Source organism: Solitalea lacus, from assembly GCF_022014595.1.
In the GTDB taxonomy this organism is placed as follows: domain Bacteria; phylum Bacteroidota; class Bacteroidia; order Sphingobacteriales; family Sphingobacteriaceae; genus Solitalea; species Solitalea lacus.
On record NZ_CP091740.1, the window covers coordinates 535,933 to 554,667 of the forward strand.

The 18,735-nt window shown below is 39.4% G+C and carries 13 protein-coding genes; 9 read left to right on the forward strand and 4 right to left on the reverse strand.

Features of this window, described 5'->3' with window-relative positions; all coding sequences use genetic code 11:
* Positions 1 to 65 precede the first annotated feature (65 nt).
* Positions 66 to 1,199: an acyltransferase family protein gene (locus tag L2B55_RS02255; RefSeq protein ID WP_237848669.1), complete on the forward strand. Its 1,134-nt coding sequence runs from the start codon at positions 66 to 68 to the stop codon at positions 1,197 to 1,199.
* A gap of 110 nt (positions 1,200 to 1,309) precedes the next feature.
* Positions 1,310 to 2,527 carry a carboxypeptidase-like regulatory domain-containing protein gene (locus tag L2B55_RS02260; protein ID WP_237848670.1) on the forward strand — a complete coding sequence of 406 codons (1,218 nt, stop codon included), beginning with the start codon at positions 1,310 to 1,312 and terminating at the stop codon, positions 2,525 to 2,527.
* On the opposite strand, the gene L2B55_RS02265 is transcribed toward L2B55_RS02260, so the two are convergent.
* Positions 2,520 to 4,049, reverse strand: a complete 1,530-nt coding sequence (locus L2B55_RS02265) for a glycoside hydrolase family 10-like protein (protein WP_237848671.1) — start codon at positions 4,047 to 4,049, stop codon at positions 2,520 to 2,522. The genes L2B55_RS02260 and L2B55_RS02265 overlap by 8 nt on opposite strands.
* A 298-nt stretch (positions 4,050 to 4,347) precedes the next feature.
* Between L2B55_RS02265 and L2B55_RS02270 the strand changes: the two genes are divergently transcribed.
* Both L2B55_RS02270 and L2B55_RS02275 read left to right on the forward strand, forming a co-directional pair.
* Positions 4,348 to 5,271: a hypothetical protein gene (locus L2B55_RS02270; protein WP_237848672.1), complete on the forward strand. Its 924-nt coding sequence runs from the start codon at positions 4,348 to 4,350 to the stop codon at positions 5,269 to 5,271.
* 109 nt (positions 5,272 to 5,380) lie between these two features.
* Positions 5,381 to 5,590, forward strand: a complete 210-nt coding sequence (locus tag L2B55_RS02275; RefSeq protein ID WP_237848673.1) for a DUF3820 family protein — start codon at positions 5,381 to 5,383, stop codon at positions 5,588 to 5,590.
* A 3-nt stretch (positions 5,591 to 5,593) separates the two neighbouring features.
* On the opposite strand, the gene L2B55_RS02280 is transcribed toward L2B55_RS02275, so the two are convergent.
* Positions 5,594 to 6,667, reverse strand: a complete 1,074-nt coding sequence (locus L2B55_RS02280) for a WD40/YVTN/BNR-like repeat-containing protein (RefSeq protein ID WP_237848674.1) — start codon at positions 6,665 to 6,667, stop codon at positions 5,594 to 5,596.
* 89 nt (positions 6,668 to 6,756) lie between these two features.
* Between L2B55_RS02280 and L2B55_RS02285 the strand changes: the two genes are divergently transcribed.
* The 5 genes from L2B55_RS02285 to L2B55_RS02305 all read left to right on the forward strand — a co-directional run bounded on the left by L2B55_RS02285 (position 6,757) and on the right by L2B55_RS02305 (position 15,055).
* Entirely contained in the window at positions 6,757 to 8,307 is a 1,551-nt protein-coding gene (locus L2B55_RS02285) for a helicase HerA-like domain-containing protein (RefSeq protein WP_237848675.1), read from the forward strand.
* A 148-nt stretch (positions 8,308 to 8,455) separates the two neighbouring features.
* The gene (locus L2B55_RS02290; protein ID WP_237848676.1) at positions 8,456 to 8,914 is read left to right on the forward strand and encodes a hypothetical protein; all 459 of its coding nucleotides are present in this window, start codon (positions 8,456 to 8,458) and stop codon (positions 8,912 to 8,914) included.
* A 270-nt stretch (positions 8,915 to 9,184) separates the two neighbouring features.
* Positions 9,185 to 10,357: an efflux RND transporter periplasmic adaptor subunit gene (locus tag L2B55_RS02295; RefSeq protein WP_237848677.1), complete on the forward strand. Its 1,173-nt coding sequence runs from the start codon at positions 9,185 to 9,187 to the stop codon at positions 10,355 to 10,357.
* 59 nt (positions 10,358 to 10,416) lie between these two features.
* Positions 10,417 to 13,614, forward strand: coding sequence for an efflux RND transporter permease subunit (locus tag L2B55_RS02300; protein ID WP_237848678.1), 3,198 nt, complete (start codon positions 10,417 to 10,419; stop codon positions 13,612 to 13,614).
* Positions 13,615 to 13,618: 4 nt separating this feature from the next.
* The gene (locus L2B55_RS02305) at positions 13,619 to 15,055 is read left to right on the forward strand and encodes an efflux transporter outer membrane subunit (protein WP_237848679.1); all 1,437 of its coding nucleotides are present in this window, start codon (positions 13,619 to 13,621) and stop codon (positions 15,053 to 15,055) included.
* Positions 15,056 to 15,245: 190 nt separating this feature from the next.
* On the opposite strand, the gene L2B55_RS02310 is transcribed toward L2B55_RS02305, so the two are convergent.
* On the reverse strand, positions 15,246 to 16,550 hold the full coding sequence (locus L2B55_RS02310; RefSeq protein WP_237846691.1) for an IS1380 family transposase: 1,305 nt from the start codon (positions 16,548 to 16,550) through the stop codon (positions 15,246 to 15,248).
* Between the two features lie 83 nt (positions 16,551 to 16,633).
* Entirely contained in the window at positions 16,634 to 18,547 is a 1,914-nt protein-coding gene (locus L2B55_RS02315; protein ID WP_237848680.1) for a YfbK domain-containing protein, read from the reverse strand.
* Positions 18,548 to 18,735: the final 188 nt, after the last annotated feature.

Below are 18,735 nucleotides of genomic sequence, written 5' to 3' on the forward strand. Positions count from 1 at the left end.
AAGTCAGCAACCTTTTTCTTAACTAGCAGATGCAAGAAAAGTATCAAGCCATAAAGTAAGAACCAATGCAAACTGTTATTAAAGAAAAGAAACAGCGACTGCTCTCCTTAGACTTTTTTAGAGGCGCAACCGTAGCTGCCATGATTTTGGTGAATAATCCAGGTAGCTGGTCGAACATTTATCCACCGTTAGAGCATGCAAAATGGAACGGGTGTACTCCTACGGATCTTATTTTCCCCTTCTTTTTATTTATTGTGGGAATTTCTATTGCCTATGCTTTATCTGGTAAGAAGGACAACCCTGAGGCTCATGCAGAAGCGCTTAAAAGTATTACTATTAGAAGCTTAAAGCTATTCGGCTTAGGATTATTGCTTGCTTTCTATCCGAAGTTTGATTTCTCTAGTGTCCGAATTTTGGGTGTTCTTCAGCGGATTGGGATAGTTTTTTTTATTTCTGCCATCGTCTTTTTAAAAGCAAAGCCTAAAACCATAGCCTGGACAGCAGGAACCTTACTGGTGTTGTACTATGTATTGATGACATTTATACCGGTGCCAGACATTGGATATGCTAATATGGAGCCTGGAACAAATTTGGCTGCTTGGACAGATCGTCTGATTCTTACAACCAACCATGTTTGGAAACAATCTAAAACCTGGGATCCAGAAGGGGTTTTAAGTACTTTGCCTGCAGTAGCAACAGGCTTGTTGGGTACACTCTGTGGCATTTGGATGCGTAAACCGATTGATAATGCTATTAAAATATCATGGTTGTTTGTTTTTGCTATGTTGAGTATTGGTGCCGGCTTAATCTGGGATCTTTTCTTTCCAATTAATAAATCACTTTGGACCAGTTCTTTTGTACTTTATACTGCCGGGTTGGGGGCTGCTGTATTTGCTCTGTCTTACTGGCTGATAGATGTTCAGGGGTATAAGCGCTTTACAACGCCTTGCGTAGCGTTTGGGATGAATGCTATTACAGCCTTCTTTCTTTCAGGGTTCATGGTAAAAACGTTCGGGCTAATAAAAGTTAGCGGAGCGGATGGACAAGAAAGGAGCCTGCTTAACTATTTGTACAATACTTTTATTGTGCCTTATTTTTCCCCACTTAATGCTTCATTGGTTCATGCACTAATTTGGGTGTTAGTGTTTTCAGGTTTGATGATGTTTATGTACAAACGTAAAATTATTATCAAGGTGTAAAATATTAGGTTTTTAGTATTTGAGGCGCACTGATAATTGGTTAATTGTCAGTGCGATTTGTTTTTAATTATTCAAATTTTATGGCTAAATTTTAAATAGAATCTTTAGCCATGAAAAATTATCTAACGCTCTTACTTTCATTTCTTCTCTGCATAAATTGTGCTTACAGTCAGGTTATTATTCAGGGCTATACCTATAATTTGAATAATAATAAGCCAATATCTTATACAAGCATTGAACTATTCGATAAATCCAGGGGGACCTTAACAAATGATGCCGGTTTTTTTGAGCTTCGGTTAGATAGTTTGCCGGCATTAATAAAAGTGTCATGTTTAGGGTTTGAGAGTAAGATGGTACCGGTTCCTGATACGGGCTTATTGGTAATTGGGCTAACTCCAACAATTATATTGCTTAAAGAGGTTAAGGTTCGATATAAGGATGATGTGACTGAATTAATTGCCAAAGCAAGAGACAAAGCCCTTAGGACTAGAAAAAATCAGTTAACAGGCAGAGCGTTTTATAGACAGTTTAATCGCAACGATTCAATTTGCACCGAAATACTGGAGTCTTTTTATGATGTTTGTACAAACAATAACGGTGTTAAAGTTTGGGACTTAAAACAGGCCCGTTATGGTATTAAGGATGTAGACACCGGCAATAGAGTTTATATTTATAATCAATCAATAATTACCCGGCTGTTTAGAATTTACTCCGATGCATCCTTAAGCTTAGAAATTTCAGAGCCTATAGCCAATGTTAAAAGGGCGCGTATTATTTATGAGTTAGTAAATCGGTTTAATGACCCTTCAACCGGACAAACCATAGCAGAAATAAGTTATAGAAGTACTAAGAGCAAGTATGATAGTACCTATGGGCATATGTTTATTGATGAAGATACATTTGAGATATTAAAAGTGCAGGGAACGTTTATCGATAAAACTAATAAACTTATACAGCCTTCGGGGTGGGAGCGGGAATACGTTGAGACTATTGATAAAACACGCCTGGATTATGAAGTCAGATTTAAACAGTTGGGAGCAGACCTGCTCTCGCTGGATTATATCAAAACAAGGGTTTCGTTGTTTACTATCTATAAAGAGCGCAGAATCAATTTAGTTGCTGAAAGTCTATTCTTTGTTTTTGAAATTGATCCAACTATGGAGGTTAGAAACATGCATCCGGAAACGCATGATTATGAGTCTATTAGGAAAACTCCATATGATCCGGTGTTTTGGTTTAATAACCCAATTATCAAGCGCAACCCTTTAGAGCAACGCCTGATAACCGAATTTGAGCAGGAGAATATTATTGGAAACCTACTTAATTGACCGGAATTGTTATTACGCAATAATCCGTGCTTTCATTCTGCATCCGATCAATACTTGATACTACGTAGGTGTATGTTTGCTTAGTTTTGGGTTCAGTGTCTACAAATTGAGTTTGATTATAAACTATCCCAATAATTTTTCTTGGATCATTAATGTCAAATGTCTCAGTTTGAGACACTCGGTAAATCACATAGCCTCTGGCCTTATCACCGTCTGATGCGGGTAAGGGCTCTTCCCAACTTATTTTAACTACTCCAGGGTTGGTTTGCTCGGCAATGATATTTTGTGGAGCGTTTGGTGGAATACTGTCTATCCAATGCATGGTAGGCAGCAGAGCGGCATATCGGTAATAATTGTTTCTTAGCGTATCAGTAAAACCTTGAATGTTTCTTGTAAGCGATTTAGAGCTAAAATAAACCTGTCCATAAACATCTTCAAATGAGCGAGTATACTTTATTTGTTCAGGCATATGATTAGGTTTTCTCCAGGCTGGGTCGCTTCCTATACGGTAGGCTCCCATGCCTATATAAATATGACGACCAAAGGCATTGTTGGCCCACCAATCGGTTAAGGTTTCAAAGTCTGCTTTTGGGTGCCCAGTGTTAAAATAAATTTGAGGCAACATGTAGTCAACCCATCCCTCTTCTATCCATTTGCGCGAATCTGCAAATTGGTTGTAGTAGGAAGCCCCTCCACGTGTATCAGATCCTTCTTCATCCTGATAGCTGTTTTTCCAAATGCCAAAAGGACTAATGCCGAACTTTACATAAGGTTTGGTAGCCTTAATACTGTCGTTAACCATTTTTATAAGTAAATTAACATTATTCCTGCGCCAATCTTCGATAGTAGTAAAGCCATTAGAATATTTTTTAAAAGTATTCCAGTCAGGGATGTATTGTCCCGGTTCAGGATACGGGTAGAAATAATCATCGAAGTGAATTCCATCTATATCATAATTTCGTACAACATCCATAATTACTGATACGATATATTCACGTACTTCAGGTATGCCAGGGTTAAATAATAGCTGACCAGCGTAATTAAAAAACCATTCGGGTTTCTTTTTGGTGATGTGAGATGGAGCAACTATGCCTTTGCCACTAGTATGTGTAGCTCGGTAAGGATTAAACCAAGCATGAAACTCCATTCCCCTTTTATGTGATTCTTCAATCATGAACTCTAAAGGGTCATAAAGCGGAAAAGGAGCGCGCCCCTGTTGTCCCGTTAGCCAAAACGACCAAGGCTCTCGGCTTTTTGCATAAAATGCGTCTGCCGCAGGGCGGACTTGTCCGAAGATGGCATTAATGCCGGTACGTTTATGCTGGTCGAGTATGTATTTGAACTCATCTTGCTGCTCTGTTGCACTTAACTGTTTACTGCTTGGCCAGTCAATATTGGCTACGGTTGCAATCCAAACGCCTCTAAGCTCCCTTTTGGGAGGAAGATTGTTTTGTGCTTTTACCGGCAACAAATACAATAAGAAGATTAAAGTGATAACTATTCGGCTTGGGGTGTTCGTCATTATTATTCCTTCAAATTTTAATCGTGCTCACATTTCTAGTTTACAGGCTTCCCATAGCGTGGAAATAATTGCCCGGCTTTATGAAACATTGCTGTTAATACATAGTATAAATGCTTAAATTGTGATGGCACTAAACTTGTATTCACTTTTAAACCTACTTAACCGAGAATTGAATTAAATATTGTTCGGGAGCAAAAGTAGGTAAAAATCAGCAGGTCTTTTAATAATAACAGGCATTGCAAAATTGATGGTATAAACAACTAAAAAATAACACAACCTAAAAGCTTATTCTAATAAAATGGAAAATACAGTGACCACCGACGAATCAAAATCTAAAAATTGGATTTACATCCTCGCAGGCATTATTGTGCTATTGCTTGGAGCTAACGCTTATTTATTCTTAAATAAGAATGAAAAGGAAGCGAAACTTATCACGATTACTGATGAAAAGTTATCATTACAGTTAGAGCTTGAAAAGCTTAAAACTGAATTGAATACTGTTAAATCCTCAAATCAAACATTAACTACCGATTTAGAAGCTAAAGAAAAAGAACTTAGCGCGAAAATTGAAGAGTTGGAGGTTGCATTACGTAATGGCAAATTAAATGCAGCTCAACTTTCAAAAACGAAGAAAGAAATTGCCAATCTAAAAGAAACCATCAATCAGTACATTGCTGAGATTGAAACGCTGAAGCAGGAGAAAGAGCAATTAGTAGCAGAAAATACTACGCTAAAAACTTCTGTGGATGAATCGAATAAGAAAAATGCAGATTTGACGGCGCAAAATACTGAGTTGAGCAGCAAGGTTACTCTTGCATCGATGCTTAAAGCTTCTTTTGTTAATGCAAAAACCTTTAAACGTAAGAGCAGCGGTAAATTTGTTGACAATGTGCGTGCTAAAAATGTTGATCGTTTAGTGGCTGACTTCGCAGTAGCTCCAAATGATTTGGCACAGGAAGGTCCGTATATGATCTTTATGCAGATTGTTGATCCATCAGGTAAAATTGTTTCATCAACATCAGCTGCAGAAGCTTCTAAGGATTTAGTAATTGGGGGTGAAAAAATTGAATATACCACTTCTACTACAATGGTATATGCTAAAAATAACCCGAATTATGCAATTGAATGGTTAAACAGCGAAGGCTGGGCTGCCGGAAGTTATACAGTTAATTTGTTTACTGAAGGTGCTAAGTTGGGCTCATCAACCTTTACATTAAAATAGTTACAGCATAAAATTGCAAAGCGGCTTGAAGATAACCTTCAAGCCGCTTTTTCTTTTACTTAAACCGAAAGGTGAATTGTGTATCTTCGGCTATTATAAATAACTGAACGTGAACGCTGAACTGTTGAAAGATCTTGTAACAATGAAAATGCCTTATGGTAAATATAAAGGGGTTGTTTTATGCAATCTGCCCGAACCTTACCTTGTTTGGTATCATAGCAAGGGGTTTCCTTCGGGAAAGTTGGGCATGCTTTTACATACGATCTATGAAATTAAACTTAACGGCCTGGAGCATCTCCTAAAGCCGTTAATGAAGTAGTACCTATTTAAGGGATAATTTACTTAATTCCAGTTTGCCGATTAAGCCTTTAGGGCCGGCAAACCATGCGGTTTTACCTGATGGTGAAATTCTTAGTGTATAAAAACTTTCGTTGCTTATTTTTTTCCAGCTTTTTCCCATGTCTTCTGAAAAATAAATACCCGGGGAACAAGCTGCCAAAAGTTTTTTGCCTTGCCCTCCCGGCACAAACTGGATACACGAAACAAATGGCAATTGGGTTGTCTCATCTTTTGAAGCGCTTACAGAGTGAGATTGCCAAGTTTTGCCGCCATTAGTTGTGTAAGCAAAGGTGTTGTTGGTTTTGGTTTTATCATCATAATTACCGCCTGCAATAACAGCTCTGTTTTTGTCGTACATTGCTAAAGTAAAAATGCCGGTCATTTTTTCACCTTGTTGAATTGGGGTGCTTGTAATTGCCCAGTTAGCGCCATTGTCATGCGAATACAAAACTCTTGCTTTGGGACCTCCAGTGGCAATTAGAACATGGTTGCCTTTAGCATCAATAGAGGTGTTTGATGATGCAAAGAACGCTTCCCCTTTTTCTAAAACGGGTAATAACTTGCAGTCTGTTGCTGTCCATGAGTTGCCTGCGTCTGTAGTTTTTAACAGCTGAACGCATCCATTTTGCGGATCTCCTAAAGCCCAACCACTCTGATTATTGCTGAATGTAATTGCATCAAAGAATTGTTCTTCGTTGTTATTAGTGTAAACTTTTTGCCAATGTCTGCCATTATTTGATGATTTTAAAATATATCCAGGAGAAGCAATATTTGCCATTAATAATTCACCGGATGGTAATAAGGCAATACTCCTGAATTCTGTTTTTTGCCATTCAGGATCGGTTTTTCCCATATTCCAGCTCTTCCCTCCATCTACGGTATAGCCCCACATTCCTTTACTCCCTCCAAAGTATAAAACATCGTCGTTTGCAACTGCAAGGGCTCTGATGTGAGTTGAAGAATCGGTTTTAAATAATTGAATATCACCTTTTTGGGAAAAACATGAAAAAGGTGTTAATGTCGAGAGAGCGATGGTAAACAGTTTAATTGGGTTCATATTTATTGTGTTATCTTTTTTGTTAATCAATTTGATGTAAATTAGCTTTAAGTCAAATCACAAATCCAACTTAATAATACGTTTTCCTTATGGATAAAAATGAAAAATTTCGTGAAGTAATTAATGCGGGATATACATTCTCAGGTGATAGCATCATTTTGGGAACATCAATTTTAGATGGAGAGGTACTTGAGAAAAATCAGGTTAAGGCTCCGCTGAAAACATTCAATCGTCATGGATTGATTGCCGGTGCCACTGGTACGGGGAAAACCAAAACCTTGCAGGTGCTTTGTGAAAAACTATCTGATAAAGGAGTGTCTGTATTGGCAATGGACATTAAAGGGGATTTAAGCGGAATAAGCCAGGCTGGTGAAGCAAACCCTAAAGCATTGGAAAGAGCCCAAAAGATTGGAATTGAATGGAACGGTCAGGGTTGCTCAACGGAGTTAATGTCGATTTCAGATGAAAAAGGTGTGCGACTGCGTGCTTCTATTTCAGAGTTTGGACCGGTATTGTTGTCTCGTATTTTAGACCTCAACGATACCCAATCGGGTGTTTTATCATTAGTGTTTAAGTATTGCGATGATAAAAAATTACCGCTATTAGATATAAAAGACCTGCGCAAAGTATTGCAATATGCTACGGCTGAAGGAAAGGATGAAATTGAGGCCTCTTACGGTGCAGTAAGTCCGGCTTCAGTTGGTGCTATTCTGAGGCAACTGATTGCATTAGAAGAGCAAGGCGCAGATAAGTTTTTTGGAGAAAAATCATTTGACGTTGAGGATTTATTGCGCAAAGATGAAAATGGTCGTGGTTATGTTAATATTATCCGATTGGTTGATTTACAAAGCAAGCCGCGTCTCTTTTCAACTTTTATGCTTTGTCTGTTGGCAGAAATCTATCAGAAATTTCCTGAACGTGGTGATGCCGATATGCCTGAGTTGGTAATCTTTATTGATGAAGCCCACCTGATTTTTGATGAGGCAAGTAAAGCTCTGCTTGATCAGATTACAACCATGGTAAAACTGATCCGATCAAAAGGAGTGGGATTGTTTTTTGTGACTCAAAATCCGGCAGATGTGCCGAATGAGGTGTTAGGACAGTTGGGGATGAAAGTTCAACATGCATTACGGGCCTTCACCGCTATCGATCGTAAGGCAATTAAACTAGCAGCTCAAAACTATCCTGAAACCGAGTTTTATGTAACTGAAGAGATTTTAACCCAAATGGGTATTGGTGAGGCCTTGGTAACTGTTCTTAATGAAAAGGGTATTCCTACCCCTCTAGCGCACACACTAATTACTCCGCCTCAATCACGTATGGATGTGCTATCGCCTGTTGAAATGGATGCATTAGTTGATAAGTCTGACTTAGCTAAAGAATATAATGAGGAAATTGATCGGGAGAGCGCTTTTGAAATACTTACACAAAAAATTACAAAAGTAAAAGAGCAGCAGGCTGAAGCCGAACAGGCCAAGCAACAAGCCAAGGAAGAAAAAAGGGAGGCCAATGAACCTAATGTGATTGAGGAGGCTATTAATAGCCGTGCCGGCCAAACCATTATTCGTGAGGTTACTCGCGGACTATTAGGAGTTTTGGGCTTATCTTCTACTTCAAGAAGAAAGAAAAGTTGGTTTTAATGTTACCAAAAGTTTGTAGAATGTAGATTCTTTCGTTGGAGTTAAAAGTTTATTTAACTTTGCTTTTTGAATCAGAATTATATATGCATGCATAATTTATTTCTGAAAAATTTTCTACTTTCACAATTCTAAATTTAATCAAAGAACGATGTTTGAACCTATTGTAAATGCTATAAAAGGAGAGTTTGTCGAGAATGCGCAAACGGTATTGGGTCTAGATGCAGCGCAAATTGAACCTACATTAAAGTGTGTCAGCGGCTCATTGGTTGATACTATTAAAAAGCAGGTGTTTGGAGGTAAACTTGATGATGTTATAGGCTTGTTAACAGGTAAGGATGCGGCCGATTCCAGCAACCCGGTAATGGAGGTTTTATCTTCGGGCTTAATTGAAAGCTTTACTTCAAGAATGAGTATGGATTCAGCCCAAGCACAAAAAATTACAGATTTCACCGTTCCTTTTGCAGTAGAGAAAATTGTTGAGAAGTTTAAAGAATCTGGTAACAGTGCTGATTTGGATGGATTCGCTTCATTTATCGGCATTGATAAAAATATTTTGAAATCGGTTTCTGGAGGTATTGGTGGTTTTTTCGGCAATATGTTCGGATAGTATTTCTTATATGAAACCGAAAAGAGCCAGGAAGATGTCTTTCTGGCTCTTTTCGTTTCAACTATTTATTAACCTGATAGTTATCCTGGGTAAAATTTTTATTCGTTTTATGAAATAGCCCAAACTGCCGCATTCCCTTTCCCTTATTATTTTGTAATTTTCATTAAAAGTTATTTCAGGTAGAAAAACTATCGCCGATATAACGTGTTGTGAATCAGTGCTAAATTGGATTCTTAATTAAATATTCACATAAACAATACAAATACAACTATGGATAAGAAAATGTCAAGGGCAATTCATTTCTTATTACTTACGATAGCGGCAGGGGTAATTCTTCAAGGTTGCAAATCGCCAGCAAAGCAAGACCAGTACCAAATGCAGCCTCAGGAGTTGCCCATAATAACGGTCAAAGCAGTTCCAGCTAGCACCTACACAGAATATACCACCTCATTACAAGGTAGAGTTAATGTTGAAGTTAGGGCGCAGGTTGAGGGTTATTTGCAAAAGGTTTTTGTTGACGAAGGCCAATACGTTAAAACAGGTCAGCCTTTGTTCAAAATCGATGATCGTGTTTATAGAGAACAAGTAAATACTGCCATTGCCGCAGTTCATGCCGCTGAAGCTAGTCTTTCAAATGCACAGGTAGAAATTGATAAACTTACTCCATTGGTTCAGAACAAGGTAATTGCCGAAGTTCAGTTAAAAATTGCAAAATCAAATTATCAAACAGCTAAAGCCAATGTTGAACAAGCAAAAGCACAACTGGCTTCTTCTAGGGTAAACATTGGGTATACCCTAATTATAGCCCCTGTAAGCGGCTTCATTGGCAGATTAAATCAGCGTGTGGGAAGTTTGGTGGGTAAATCTGATGAGTTGCCATTGACTATGCTTTCGGATGTGCATGAAGTCTATGGTTACTTCTCAGTGGGTGAAGCAGAATTTATGCGCTTTAAAGAGCAATACCCAGGGAAAACACTTGAAGAAAAGCTCAAAAACTTGTCGGGAGTGACACTCATCTTGGCTGATGGTAGTGAATATCCGCAAAAAGGTAAAGTTCAAATGGGTGATGGCCAGTTCGATAAAGCAACCGGATCGATTAGCTTAAGAGCAACTTTTGCTAATAACGACGGTATCTTACGCTCAGGTAATACCGGTAAAATCAGAATTACAGTAAATAATCCAAAAGCATTGGTTATCCCTCAGGAGTCAACTTTGGAAATGCAGGACAAAATATTTGTGTATACTCTTGCAGATAGCAATAAAATACAAGCAACTCCGATTGCTGTAGGAGGTAAGAGCGGAACAACCTACGTAGTTAAAGAAGGACTGAAGCAAGGGGATAAAGTTGTATTTGCCGGTATTGGCAACTTACAGGATGGAATGAAAATCATTCCAAAGCCAATGAATTCTGATAGTGTAATCAAATCGCAGCTGCAAAAATAAGCAAGTGTACAGCTTCGAATCTTCGAAATAAAAGGTGTGTTAACATCAATTAAACTTACATGCTTAAGAAATTCATAGAAAGACCAGTGTTGGCAACAGTAATATCAGTGATATTGGTGTTGTTAGGAGGGATAGGCTTGTATTCGTTGCCTATTACGCAGTTTCCAGATATCGCACCGCCAAGTGTTCAGGTTACAGCAAGTTATCCCGGAGCCAATGCTGAAACGGTGTTACGTTCGGTAGTAATTCCATTGGAAGAAGCTATAAACGGGGTTGAAAACATGACTTACATCAAATCAACCGCAAGTAATGATGGTTCAGTATCCATAAGTGTGTTTTTTAAATTAGGAACTGATGCGGATCAAGCATCTGTAAATGTTCAGAACAGGGTTGCCGGGGTAACCAACCAGTTGCCGGTTGAGGTGGTACAATCAGGTATTACTACTGTCAAGCAGTTGAATAGTTTTATTATGCTGATCAGCTTATATGCTGATGAAATTCATGAGAAAATGTATGATGAAACGTTCCTGCAGAATTATGGTAAAATTAACATCATTCCTGAAATAAAAAGGGTACCGGGTGTAGGACAAGCCATTATTTTTGGTAATAAGGACTATGCAATGCGCATATGGCTTAATCCGCAACAATTAGCCTCTTACAATCTTACCCCCCAAGAAGTCTTAGCAGCAATTCATGATCAAAACCTTGAAGCTGCCCCTGGTAAGTTTGGTGAGGGCAGTAGGGAAGCATTTGAGTATGTGATTAAATACAAGGGGAAATTAAATAAGCCGGTTGACTATGAAAACATCATCATTCGTTCAAATAATGACGGTTCAATATTACGTTTAAAAGATATTGCAAAAGTAGAGTTTGGGTCAATCACTTATGCCGGTGACACTAAAAACAATGGCCGACAAAGTACCATGGTGGCAGTATTTCAGACAGCAGGATCAAATGCCAACGAGGTGCAATCGCAAATTAATGAGCTGATGGTTAAAGCGGAAAAGGCATTTCCGCAAGGTGTTCATTTCAATACAATTTATAGTACGAAAAAACAGCTTGATGAATCTATCGATCAAGTGACGAGTACGCTTATTGAAGCTTTTATTTTGGTATTCATTGTAGTTTTTCTGTTTCTTCAGGATTTGCGTTCGACCATAATACCAGCTATTGCAGTTCCGGTAGCTATTATCGGTACTTTTTTCTTTATGCTTTTGTTTGGCTTCTCGATCAATTTACTTACACTTTTCGCTCTTGTATTAGCAATAGGAATTGTGGTTGACGATGCCATTGTGGTAGTTGAAGCCGTTCACGTGAAAATGGAGCACACACATTGGCCTGCACGCAAGGCTACCATCTCTACCATGGGCGAAATTTCTGGTGCTATAGTATCCATTACGCTAGTGATGTCGGCAGTTTTCTTGCCTGTTGGCTTTTTTACCGGTCCTACGGGGGTGTTCTATCGCCAGTTTGCATTTACATTGGCTACAGCCATTTTAATTTCGGCGGTAAATGCCTTAACCTTAAGTCCGGCTCTTTCAGCATTATTCTTGAAAAATGTTCATTCCGGAGGGGATGGTGTTCAGCATAAAAAAAACTTCTGGGGAAGATTCTTTACTGCTTTTAACGCAGGCTTTAACGCAATGACGTCTAAGTATACCCGAAGTCTGCAGTTTTTAGTTCGGCATAAATGGGTCTCATTGGGAGGCTTGGCTGTTATAACAGCCACGACTGTTTACTTTATGATCACAACGCCCAGAGGGTTTATTCCAAATGAAGATAATGGTTTTGCTGCTGTAGCAGTTTCATTGCCTGCAGGCGCTTCTCTTGAGCGTACCAATTATGTTATGCGACGTGCCGATAGCCTATTGCTGGCGTTGCATCCTGTGAATAATGTTATCAGTATCAGTGGATTTAACATGTTGAGCTTTTCTACGAGTCCTTCGTTTGGGGTGGCCTTTGCTAACCTGAGGGACCTTAAACAGAGAGGTTTGGTGAAGGACGTAATGGGCATTACTGCATTGATGGGGCAACAACTATCTCAAATCAAGGAAGCGAATTTCTTTGTGTTTACCCTGCCAACCGTACCTGGGTTTGGTAATGTTGATGGTTTGGAAATGGTATTGCAGGATAGGACCGGTGGAAGCCTTGATAAATTCACTCAAACAGCTTATGCATTTAATATGGAGCTGATGCAACAACCAGAAATAGCGGTAGCCTATACAACTTTCAAGAATGATTATCCACAGTACGAACTGGAAGTTGATCAAGTAAAAGCGAAACAACTCGGAGTTAATGTAAAGGATTTATTGACGGTAATGCAGGCTTATTTTGGAGGGATGATAGCTTCAGACTTTAATCGTTTTGGTAAATACTATCGAGTGATGATGCAGGCCGATGTTCCATTCAGAAATACAGAAGCAGGATTAAATGGAGCGTTTGTTAAAAATGATAAGGGCGAGATGGTTCCGATTAATACAATTGCCAGGTTAAAACGTGTTTATGGACCTGAGTCATTGGATCGATATAATATGTTTAACTCTATTACAGTAAACGTTATGCCTAAACCCGGATTCAGTACAGGTGATGCATTAGAACGGGTTGAAGCTATGGCAGCTCAAAAGCTACCAAAGGGTTATTCTTTTGAGTGGACAGGTATGAGTAAGGAGGAAAAGGAGTCTGGAGGACAATCGGTTGTTATCTTCTCATTGTGTGTAATTTTTGTATACTTTTTGTTGGCAGCGCAATACGAAAGTTATATTGTTCCACTGGCGGTTATCTTATCTATTCCAACCGGAATGCTGGGGGTCTTTGTGGCGATTAACCTTACCGGAATACAGAATAATATTTATGTTCAGGTAGGGTTGATTATGCTCATTGGTTTGCTCGCAAAAAATGCGATTTTGATTGTTGAGTATGCCATTCAACGGCGCAGAGCAGGAATGAGCTTAATGGGGGCGGCTATTGAAGCGGCCAGGTTGAGGCTCCGTCCAATTATTATGACCTCTATTGCATTTGTTGTTGGATTGATTCCTTTAATGCGTGCTACCGGGCCATCGGCAATTGGTAATCACTCAATAAGTATTAGTGCGGCAGGAGGAATGCTGGCAGGAGTTGTATTGGGGGTGTTTATTATTCCGGTATTATTTATTGTATTTCAATACCTGCAAGAGTTAATTACAGGTAAGGCCTATCTAAACAAATTTGCTGATCAGGATGAGCCCATGGCACCTACAGTTCATCAACATAACAGTTAATAGAATGAATCGATATAATAAAAACAGATTGCTAAGAGGCCTTTTGTTTGTGGGATTGATTACAGGCGGTGGAGCATGCAGGGTAAGCGAAAAATATACACGTCCTGAGCAAAATATGCCTGATCATTACCGCGAATACGCAGCTGCAACGGTTGATACGGCAAATATGGCTGGTAAAATGCCATGGCGAATTGTATCTGGGGATGCTGAGTTGGTTACATTAATCGATAGCGCCATTCATAATAATCTTGATTTACGGAATGCAATAAAAAGCATAGAGGTAGCAGAAAAAATACTTGGCCAGGCAAAATTGGGAAACATTCCAGAGTTGTCCTTGCAGCTTTCGGCAGCAATTACAAGGCCGTCGGATAATAGTCTTAGTGGAATAAGTGCTAGCCAGTTTCTAGGTTCAAAATATGTAAAGGATTATCAAACGGCGCTAAGTTTATCTTGGGAGGCAGATATCTGGGGTAAAATACGCTCCCAAAAGGAAGCTGCATTAGCAGGTTATTTGCAATCTACTGAAGCGGCGAGGGCAATACAAACACAGGTTGTGGCTGCTGTTGCACAAAGTTATTTCAATCTGCTTATGCTTGATGAACAGAGGCGCATTGCAAAAGATAACTTGGTGTTAAATGACAGCACTTTAAATGTTATTCGTTTACAACGTGATGCTGGGCTTGCAACAACGTTAGCGGTGCAACAGGCAGAAGCTCAGCGCTTAAATTCTGCTTTATTAATCCCCCAGCTCGAACAAAATATTGCTCTCCAGGAAAGTGCCTTGAGTTTGTTAATCGGCGAAATGCCTAAGGCAATTGACAGAAGACAAAACATTTACAGGGTGCAGCTTCAAGAACAATATAATGCAGGTGTTCCGGCTAATTTATTAAGTAACAGGCCTGATGTGAGAGCAAGTGAGCTAGCTTTAATAAGTGCAAATGCCCGAGTTGGGATTAGCAAAGCGGCCATGTATCCTTCGCTTACTATTACTGCTGCGGGAGGATTAAACACGTTTGAAGCCAGCAATTGGTTCAGTGTTCCGGGGTCTTTGTTTGCTACAGCGGCAGGGGCAATTACTCAACCTATTTTTTTGCGCAAACAATTAAGAACGCAATATGAAATTGCTAAAATTGAAAGAGAACAATTTGCAATCGATTTTAGAAAATCAGTTTTAGTTGCGGTAGCCGAAGTAACTGATGCATTAGTTAAAGTTGACAAGATCATTGAGCAGGAAAGGATCGAGCAAACCAGAGTTGAAACACTTAAATCAGCAGTAAAAAATGCTCGTTTATTGTATAGTAGTGGAATGGCAGACTATCTGGAAGTGCTGACTGCTCAAGCAACAGCCTTGCAAAGCGAACTGAATTTGGCAGACATTAAAAGACAACGCTTAAGCATACTGGTAGAACTTTACCGTTCATTAGGCGGGGGATGGCGCTAAAAGCCATGCCTTTAACTCAAGGTTAAAGGCATGGAACAAGCTCTTTTAATTATCGTCGTTTCGTTTGTCCTAGCAAGCAATCCGAGGGGTGGAGGACATTACCCACATGGGGAGGTGGATGGGCTCCAAGTTGTTTAACCATCATTTTTATATTCATTCTGCAGTTATTTCTTGTCAATTTTAACCTGAATTATGCATTAGAATAGGAGAACTTACCATCCAGCAGGTCAATTTTAGCAAATAATCCATCCATCCATTGCCGCTTTTTGAGGGGCAATGAGATTTTTAGCACTTTTCTGTTGGCATGAGTTGCAGTCCAGGCTCCTAATGCAAAGCAATAGGATTTTAGTGTTTGGTGGGTAGCTTTATTGTGTTCATTTAAAGCAAAGTGTCTAAAAAGACTAATCAGGTTATAGGCTACCATGATGAACCGGAAGGAGGCTTCTGTTGCCCAAAAGTTTTGCATGCAGAAGTTTTCCAGACCAAAATCTTGTTTGAGCTCTTTAATCCGATTCTCGCAATCGGCCCTTGAATTATAAATGTTCCATACCTGGTCAAGAGGTAAATCCAAATTGGTCACATAGCAACTAAACCGATACCCTGGCATATCCTCAAAAAGAAGTTTACCTGTGCAATTAGGCCGATCCTCTACCCGTTTTTTGACAATAATATACCGCCTTGGCTTACCTTGTGAATGGCTGAAAGTCATTTCACTCAACTCTATTCCTTTGCTAAGGGTAATCCATGCGCTCCGGCAGAGTACTTCGCTTTTTATATTGGGATACATTCTGACGGCTACCACGTAGTTTAGCCGCTTTTGCTCAAGGTAATCAAGGATTTCTTCGGTATAGAAGCCACTATCTCCACGAACCAAACCCACTTTCTTCCCCTGCAGACAACAATCAAAGGTTTCCTGCATAAATGCTACGCAATTAGAACTGGCCGCGGTATTTCCGGGTCGCAACCAGGCATTGGCCACCATTCTGGTTTGGCTGATAAAAGCCATCAGAGGATGATGGGAGTTCCTGCCCTTTTTATTGGGATTATAACCTACGGCACTGCCTTCCTGTTCTCCATACCGGGTAATAACGGTACTGTCAAAATCAACCGTAATTGTGTTGATTTCCAGCTGCTCCATGAACCACTGCTGCAGGGCAGGGAAGACTTCTGTATTTTTGGCTTGATTGAATTTATTGAAAAATCGACTATAGGTGCTCTGAGAAGGCATCTGCTTCAGACCGAAAATGTCTTGAAGAACCGTATCGTATCTTACCCAGTCGCAATGAATGTAACGACTGGCCCCCGTCCAAATACCTAACCAAAAGGACCGAACAATATCCGATGGTAAATATCCCCGATTGGAGCCTGCAACAGGCAGTGCCAGTTTATTAAGCTGTTCATAAATCTGGGTCTTATCAAGCATGCGCTTTAGTAAACTCATCCCGCCAAATGGGGTTACGGGTTTGTCTGAATACTCTATGGGCAAATTAACCATCAGGGTGAAGTTGTAAATCGCTTTGGGTGACTAATATAAAGACACTTATCGATTACTTTAATAATCTATTGCATAATTCAGGTTTAATGATCTAGGTTAACTACTGCTTTGTCGTTGGTAAGAGTTAATTCTCTAGCTGTTTTAACTAATCGTAAAAACTCGTGCTTGTAGCCTTCATTGTCATTTTTAAGAGCTGTGGACGCCAATTGAATTAGCTGGTCGTAGTTAGCGTTATTTTTATATGGAGATTTTCTTAGGAGCATGCCGAACTCAGCAACAGCTGCTGCAAATCTTAATTCATTGCTGCTTTCTCCAATTGGAATGCTCTTATTTTGCAGAATATTGCTAATGAGTTTGCTGTTATCGCCATTAGGCTCTTTGTATCTTAGTTTCACTGTGAGTAGTTCAGCTTTGTTTATTGGTGCAGCAGGTTTTTCTGACTGGTACTTTAGTTTGTCGATGACTGGCAAAAAGTCGCTCTTTACTCCTTGAGGAATAATTTCATACAAAGCAGTTACAGTTTGTCCTGCACCAATTTCGCCAGCATCAATTTTATCATTATTAAAATCTTCATCGTTTAGTAACCGGTTTTCATAGCCAATCAAACGGTAAGATTGTACAATTAGTGGATTAAACTCAATCTGGAGTTTAACATCTTTTGCTAGGGTAAACAGTGTACCAGCAAATTCGTTAACAAAAACTCTCCTAGCTTCATTAAAATTATCGATGTAGGCGTAATTACCATTGCCCTTATTGGCCAACAGTTCAAGTTTGTTGTCTTTGTAATTGCCCATTCCAAAGCCTAATACCGAAAGAAAAACGCCGCTCTTACGTTCTTCTTCTATCAGACGCTGTAGCTCTCCATCGCTTGAGACTCCCACGTTGAAATCGCCGTCGGTTGCTAATATCACCCTGTTATTGCCTTTTGCAATGAAGTTTTGTCGGGCAATGTTATAAGCAAGCTTGATGCCTTCGCCACCAGCCGTAGAACCACCAGCTTCTAACTGGTTAAGTGCATTTTTGATTTTAGTTTTTTCATTGCCCTCGGTTGAAGGAAGAACTACCCCCGCCGCTCCAGCGTAAACTACTATTGACACCCGATCTTGAGATCTGAGTTTATCTACTAACAGTTTAAAGGCGGATTTAACCAAGGGTAGTTTGTTTTCTTGATCCATTGAGCCTGAAACATCAATTAAAAAAACCAGGTTTGATGCAGGTAAATTATCGATAGGGACTTTGCGGGCCTGTATGCCAATCCGTGCTAATTGGTGTTGTGAGTTCCAGGGACAGGTAGCCATTTCGGTGTGAATAGCTACTGGGGCCATGCTTGTTGGTTGATCATAATTGTAGTCGAAGTAATTAATCATTTCCTCAATTCGAACTGCATCAACCGGAGGTAAGGAGCCTTGATTTATAAACCTGCGTATATTGGAGTAAGAGGCATTGTCAACGTCAATGGAAAATGTTGAAAGTGGGTTTTGAGTAACCAACTTGAAGCCATTCTCATTCAGAGGAGAATAATCTTCCGTATTATACTTTGGCTGAGCTTGAGTCGGAGGCTGAGCTGGCAAAGTTATTCCTTGTGTATGTTTATAATATACTTTACTATCATTAACCGGTGCTGAAGCCCTAATCATGGTTTTATCTTCTTCCTTTAGCATGCTCTCTTTCATAGGAACAATAACTTCATAAAGAGTATGCCCTTCAGGAACCACCATTACTTCAATAGGCTCATTGTCGGTTAGTTTTATTTCTTTTGGTTCGAAGCCCTTAGCCTTAACGATTATTACGTTAGCGCTGTCATTCAATTTAAGGTTAAACCGACCCCGGAAATTGGTATGTGAGGTTAGTTTAGTGCCTTTAAGTATAATTTCAGCGTTTTTTAAATGAGCCCCGGTTTCAGCTGATTTTACTTGGCCTTGCAGAACTTTCTGCTGGCTGCAGTTTGTGAAGGCAAAAAGTGCTGCCAGTGTGAATAAATGGAAGAGTGTTTTCATGGCAATTAAATTTTACTTTATGATGCGGCTTGTAAAACAATTCCATAAGGACTTTAAAAAAATTAGTGAATCATGAAAGGTTTAAGAAATATGGGGTGTTGAAGATTGGTAATAATTTTTTACTTTAAAATGCATTTTCATTTGCATTTCATATTCAGTTTAGAGTTTTGGCTGTATAAAAACTAACA

Excerpts from the sequence above, each read along its gene's own strand:
- L2B55_RS02255 (WP_237848669.1), top strand. The coding sequence starts at position 66 with ATGCAAACTGTTATTAAAGAAAAGAAACAGCGACTGCTCTCCTTAGAC.
- L2B55_RS02260 (WP_237848670.1), top strand. The coding sequence starts at position 1,310 with ATGAAAAATTATCTAACGCTCTTACTTTCATTTCTTCTCTGCATAAAT.
- L2B55_RS02265 (WP_237848671.1), bottom strand. The coding sequence starts at position 4,049 with ATGACGAACACCCCAAGCCGAATAGTTATCACTTTAATCTTCTTATTG.
- L2B55_RS02270 (WP_237848672.1), top strand. The coding sequence starts at position 4,348 with ATGGAAAATACAGTGACCACCGACGAATCAAAATCTAAAAATTGGATT.
- L2B55_RS02280 (WP_237848674.1), bottom strand. The coding sequence starts at position 6,667 with ATGAACCCAATTAAACTGTTTACCATCGCTCTCTCGACATTAACACCT.
- L2B55_RS02285 (WP_237848675.1), top strand. The coding sequence starts at position 6,757 with ATGGATAAAAATGAAAAATTTCGTGAAGTAATTAATGCGGGATATACA.
- L2B55_RS02290 (WP_237848676.1), top strand. The coding sequence starts at position 8,456 with ATGTTTGAACCTATTGTAAATGCTATAAAAGGAGAGTTTGTCGAGAAT.
- L2B55_RS02295 (WP_237848677.1), top strand. The coding sequence starts at position 9,185 with ATGGATAAGAAAATGTCAAGGGCAATTCATTTCTTATTACTTACGATA.
- L2B55_RS02300 (WP_237848678.1), top strand. The coding sequence starts at position 10,417 with ATGCTTAAGAAATTCATAGAAAGACCAGTGTTGGCAACAGTAATATCA.
- L2B55_RS02305 (WP_237848679.1), top strand. The coding sequence starts at position 13,619 with ATGAATCGATATAATAAAAACAGATTGCTAAGAGGCCTTTTGTTTGTG.
- L2B55_RS02310 (WP_237846691.1), bottom strand. The coding sequence starts at position 16,550 with ATGGTTAATTTGCCCATAGAGTATTCAGACAAACCCGTAACCCCATTT.
- L2B55_RS02315 (WP_237848680.1), bottom strand. The coding sequence starts at position 18,547 with ATGAAAACACTCTTCCATTTATTCACACTGGCAGCACTTTTTGCCTTC.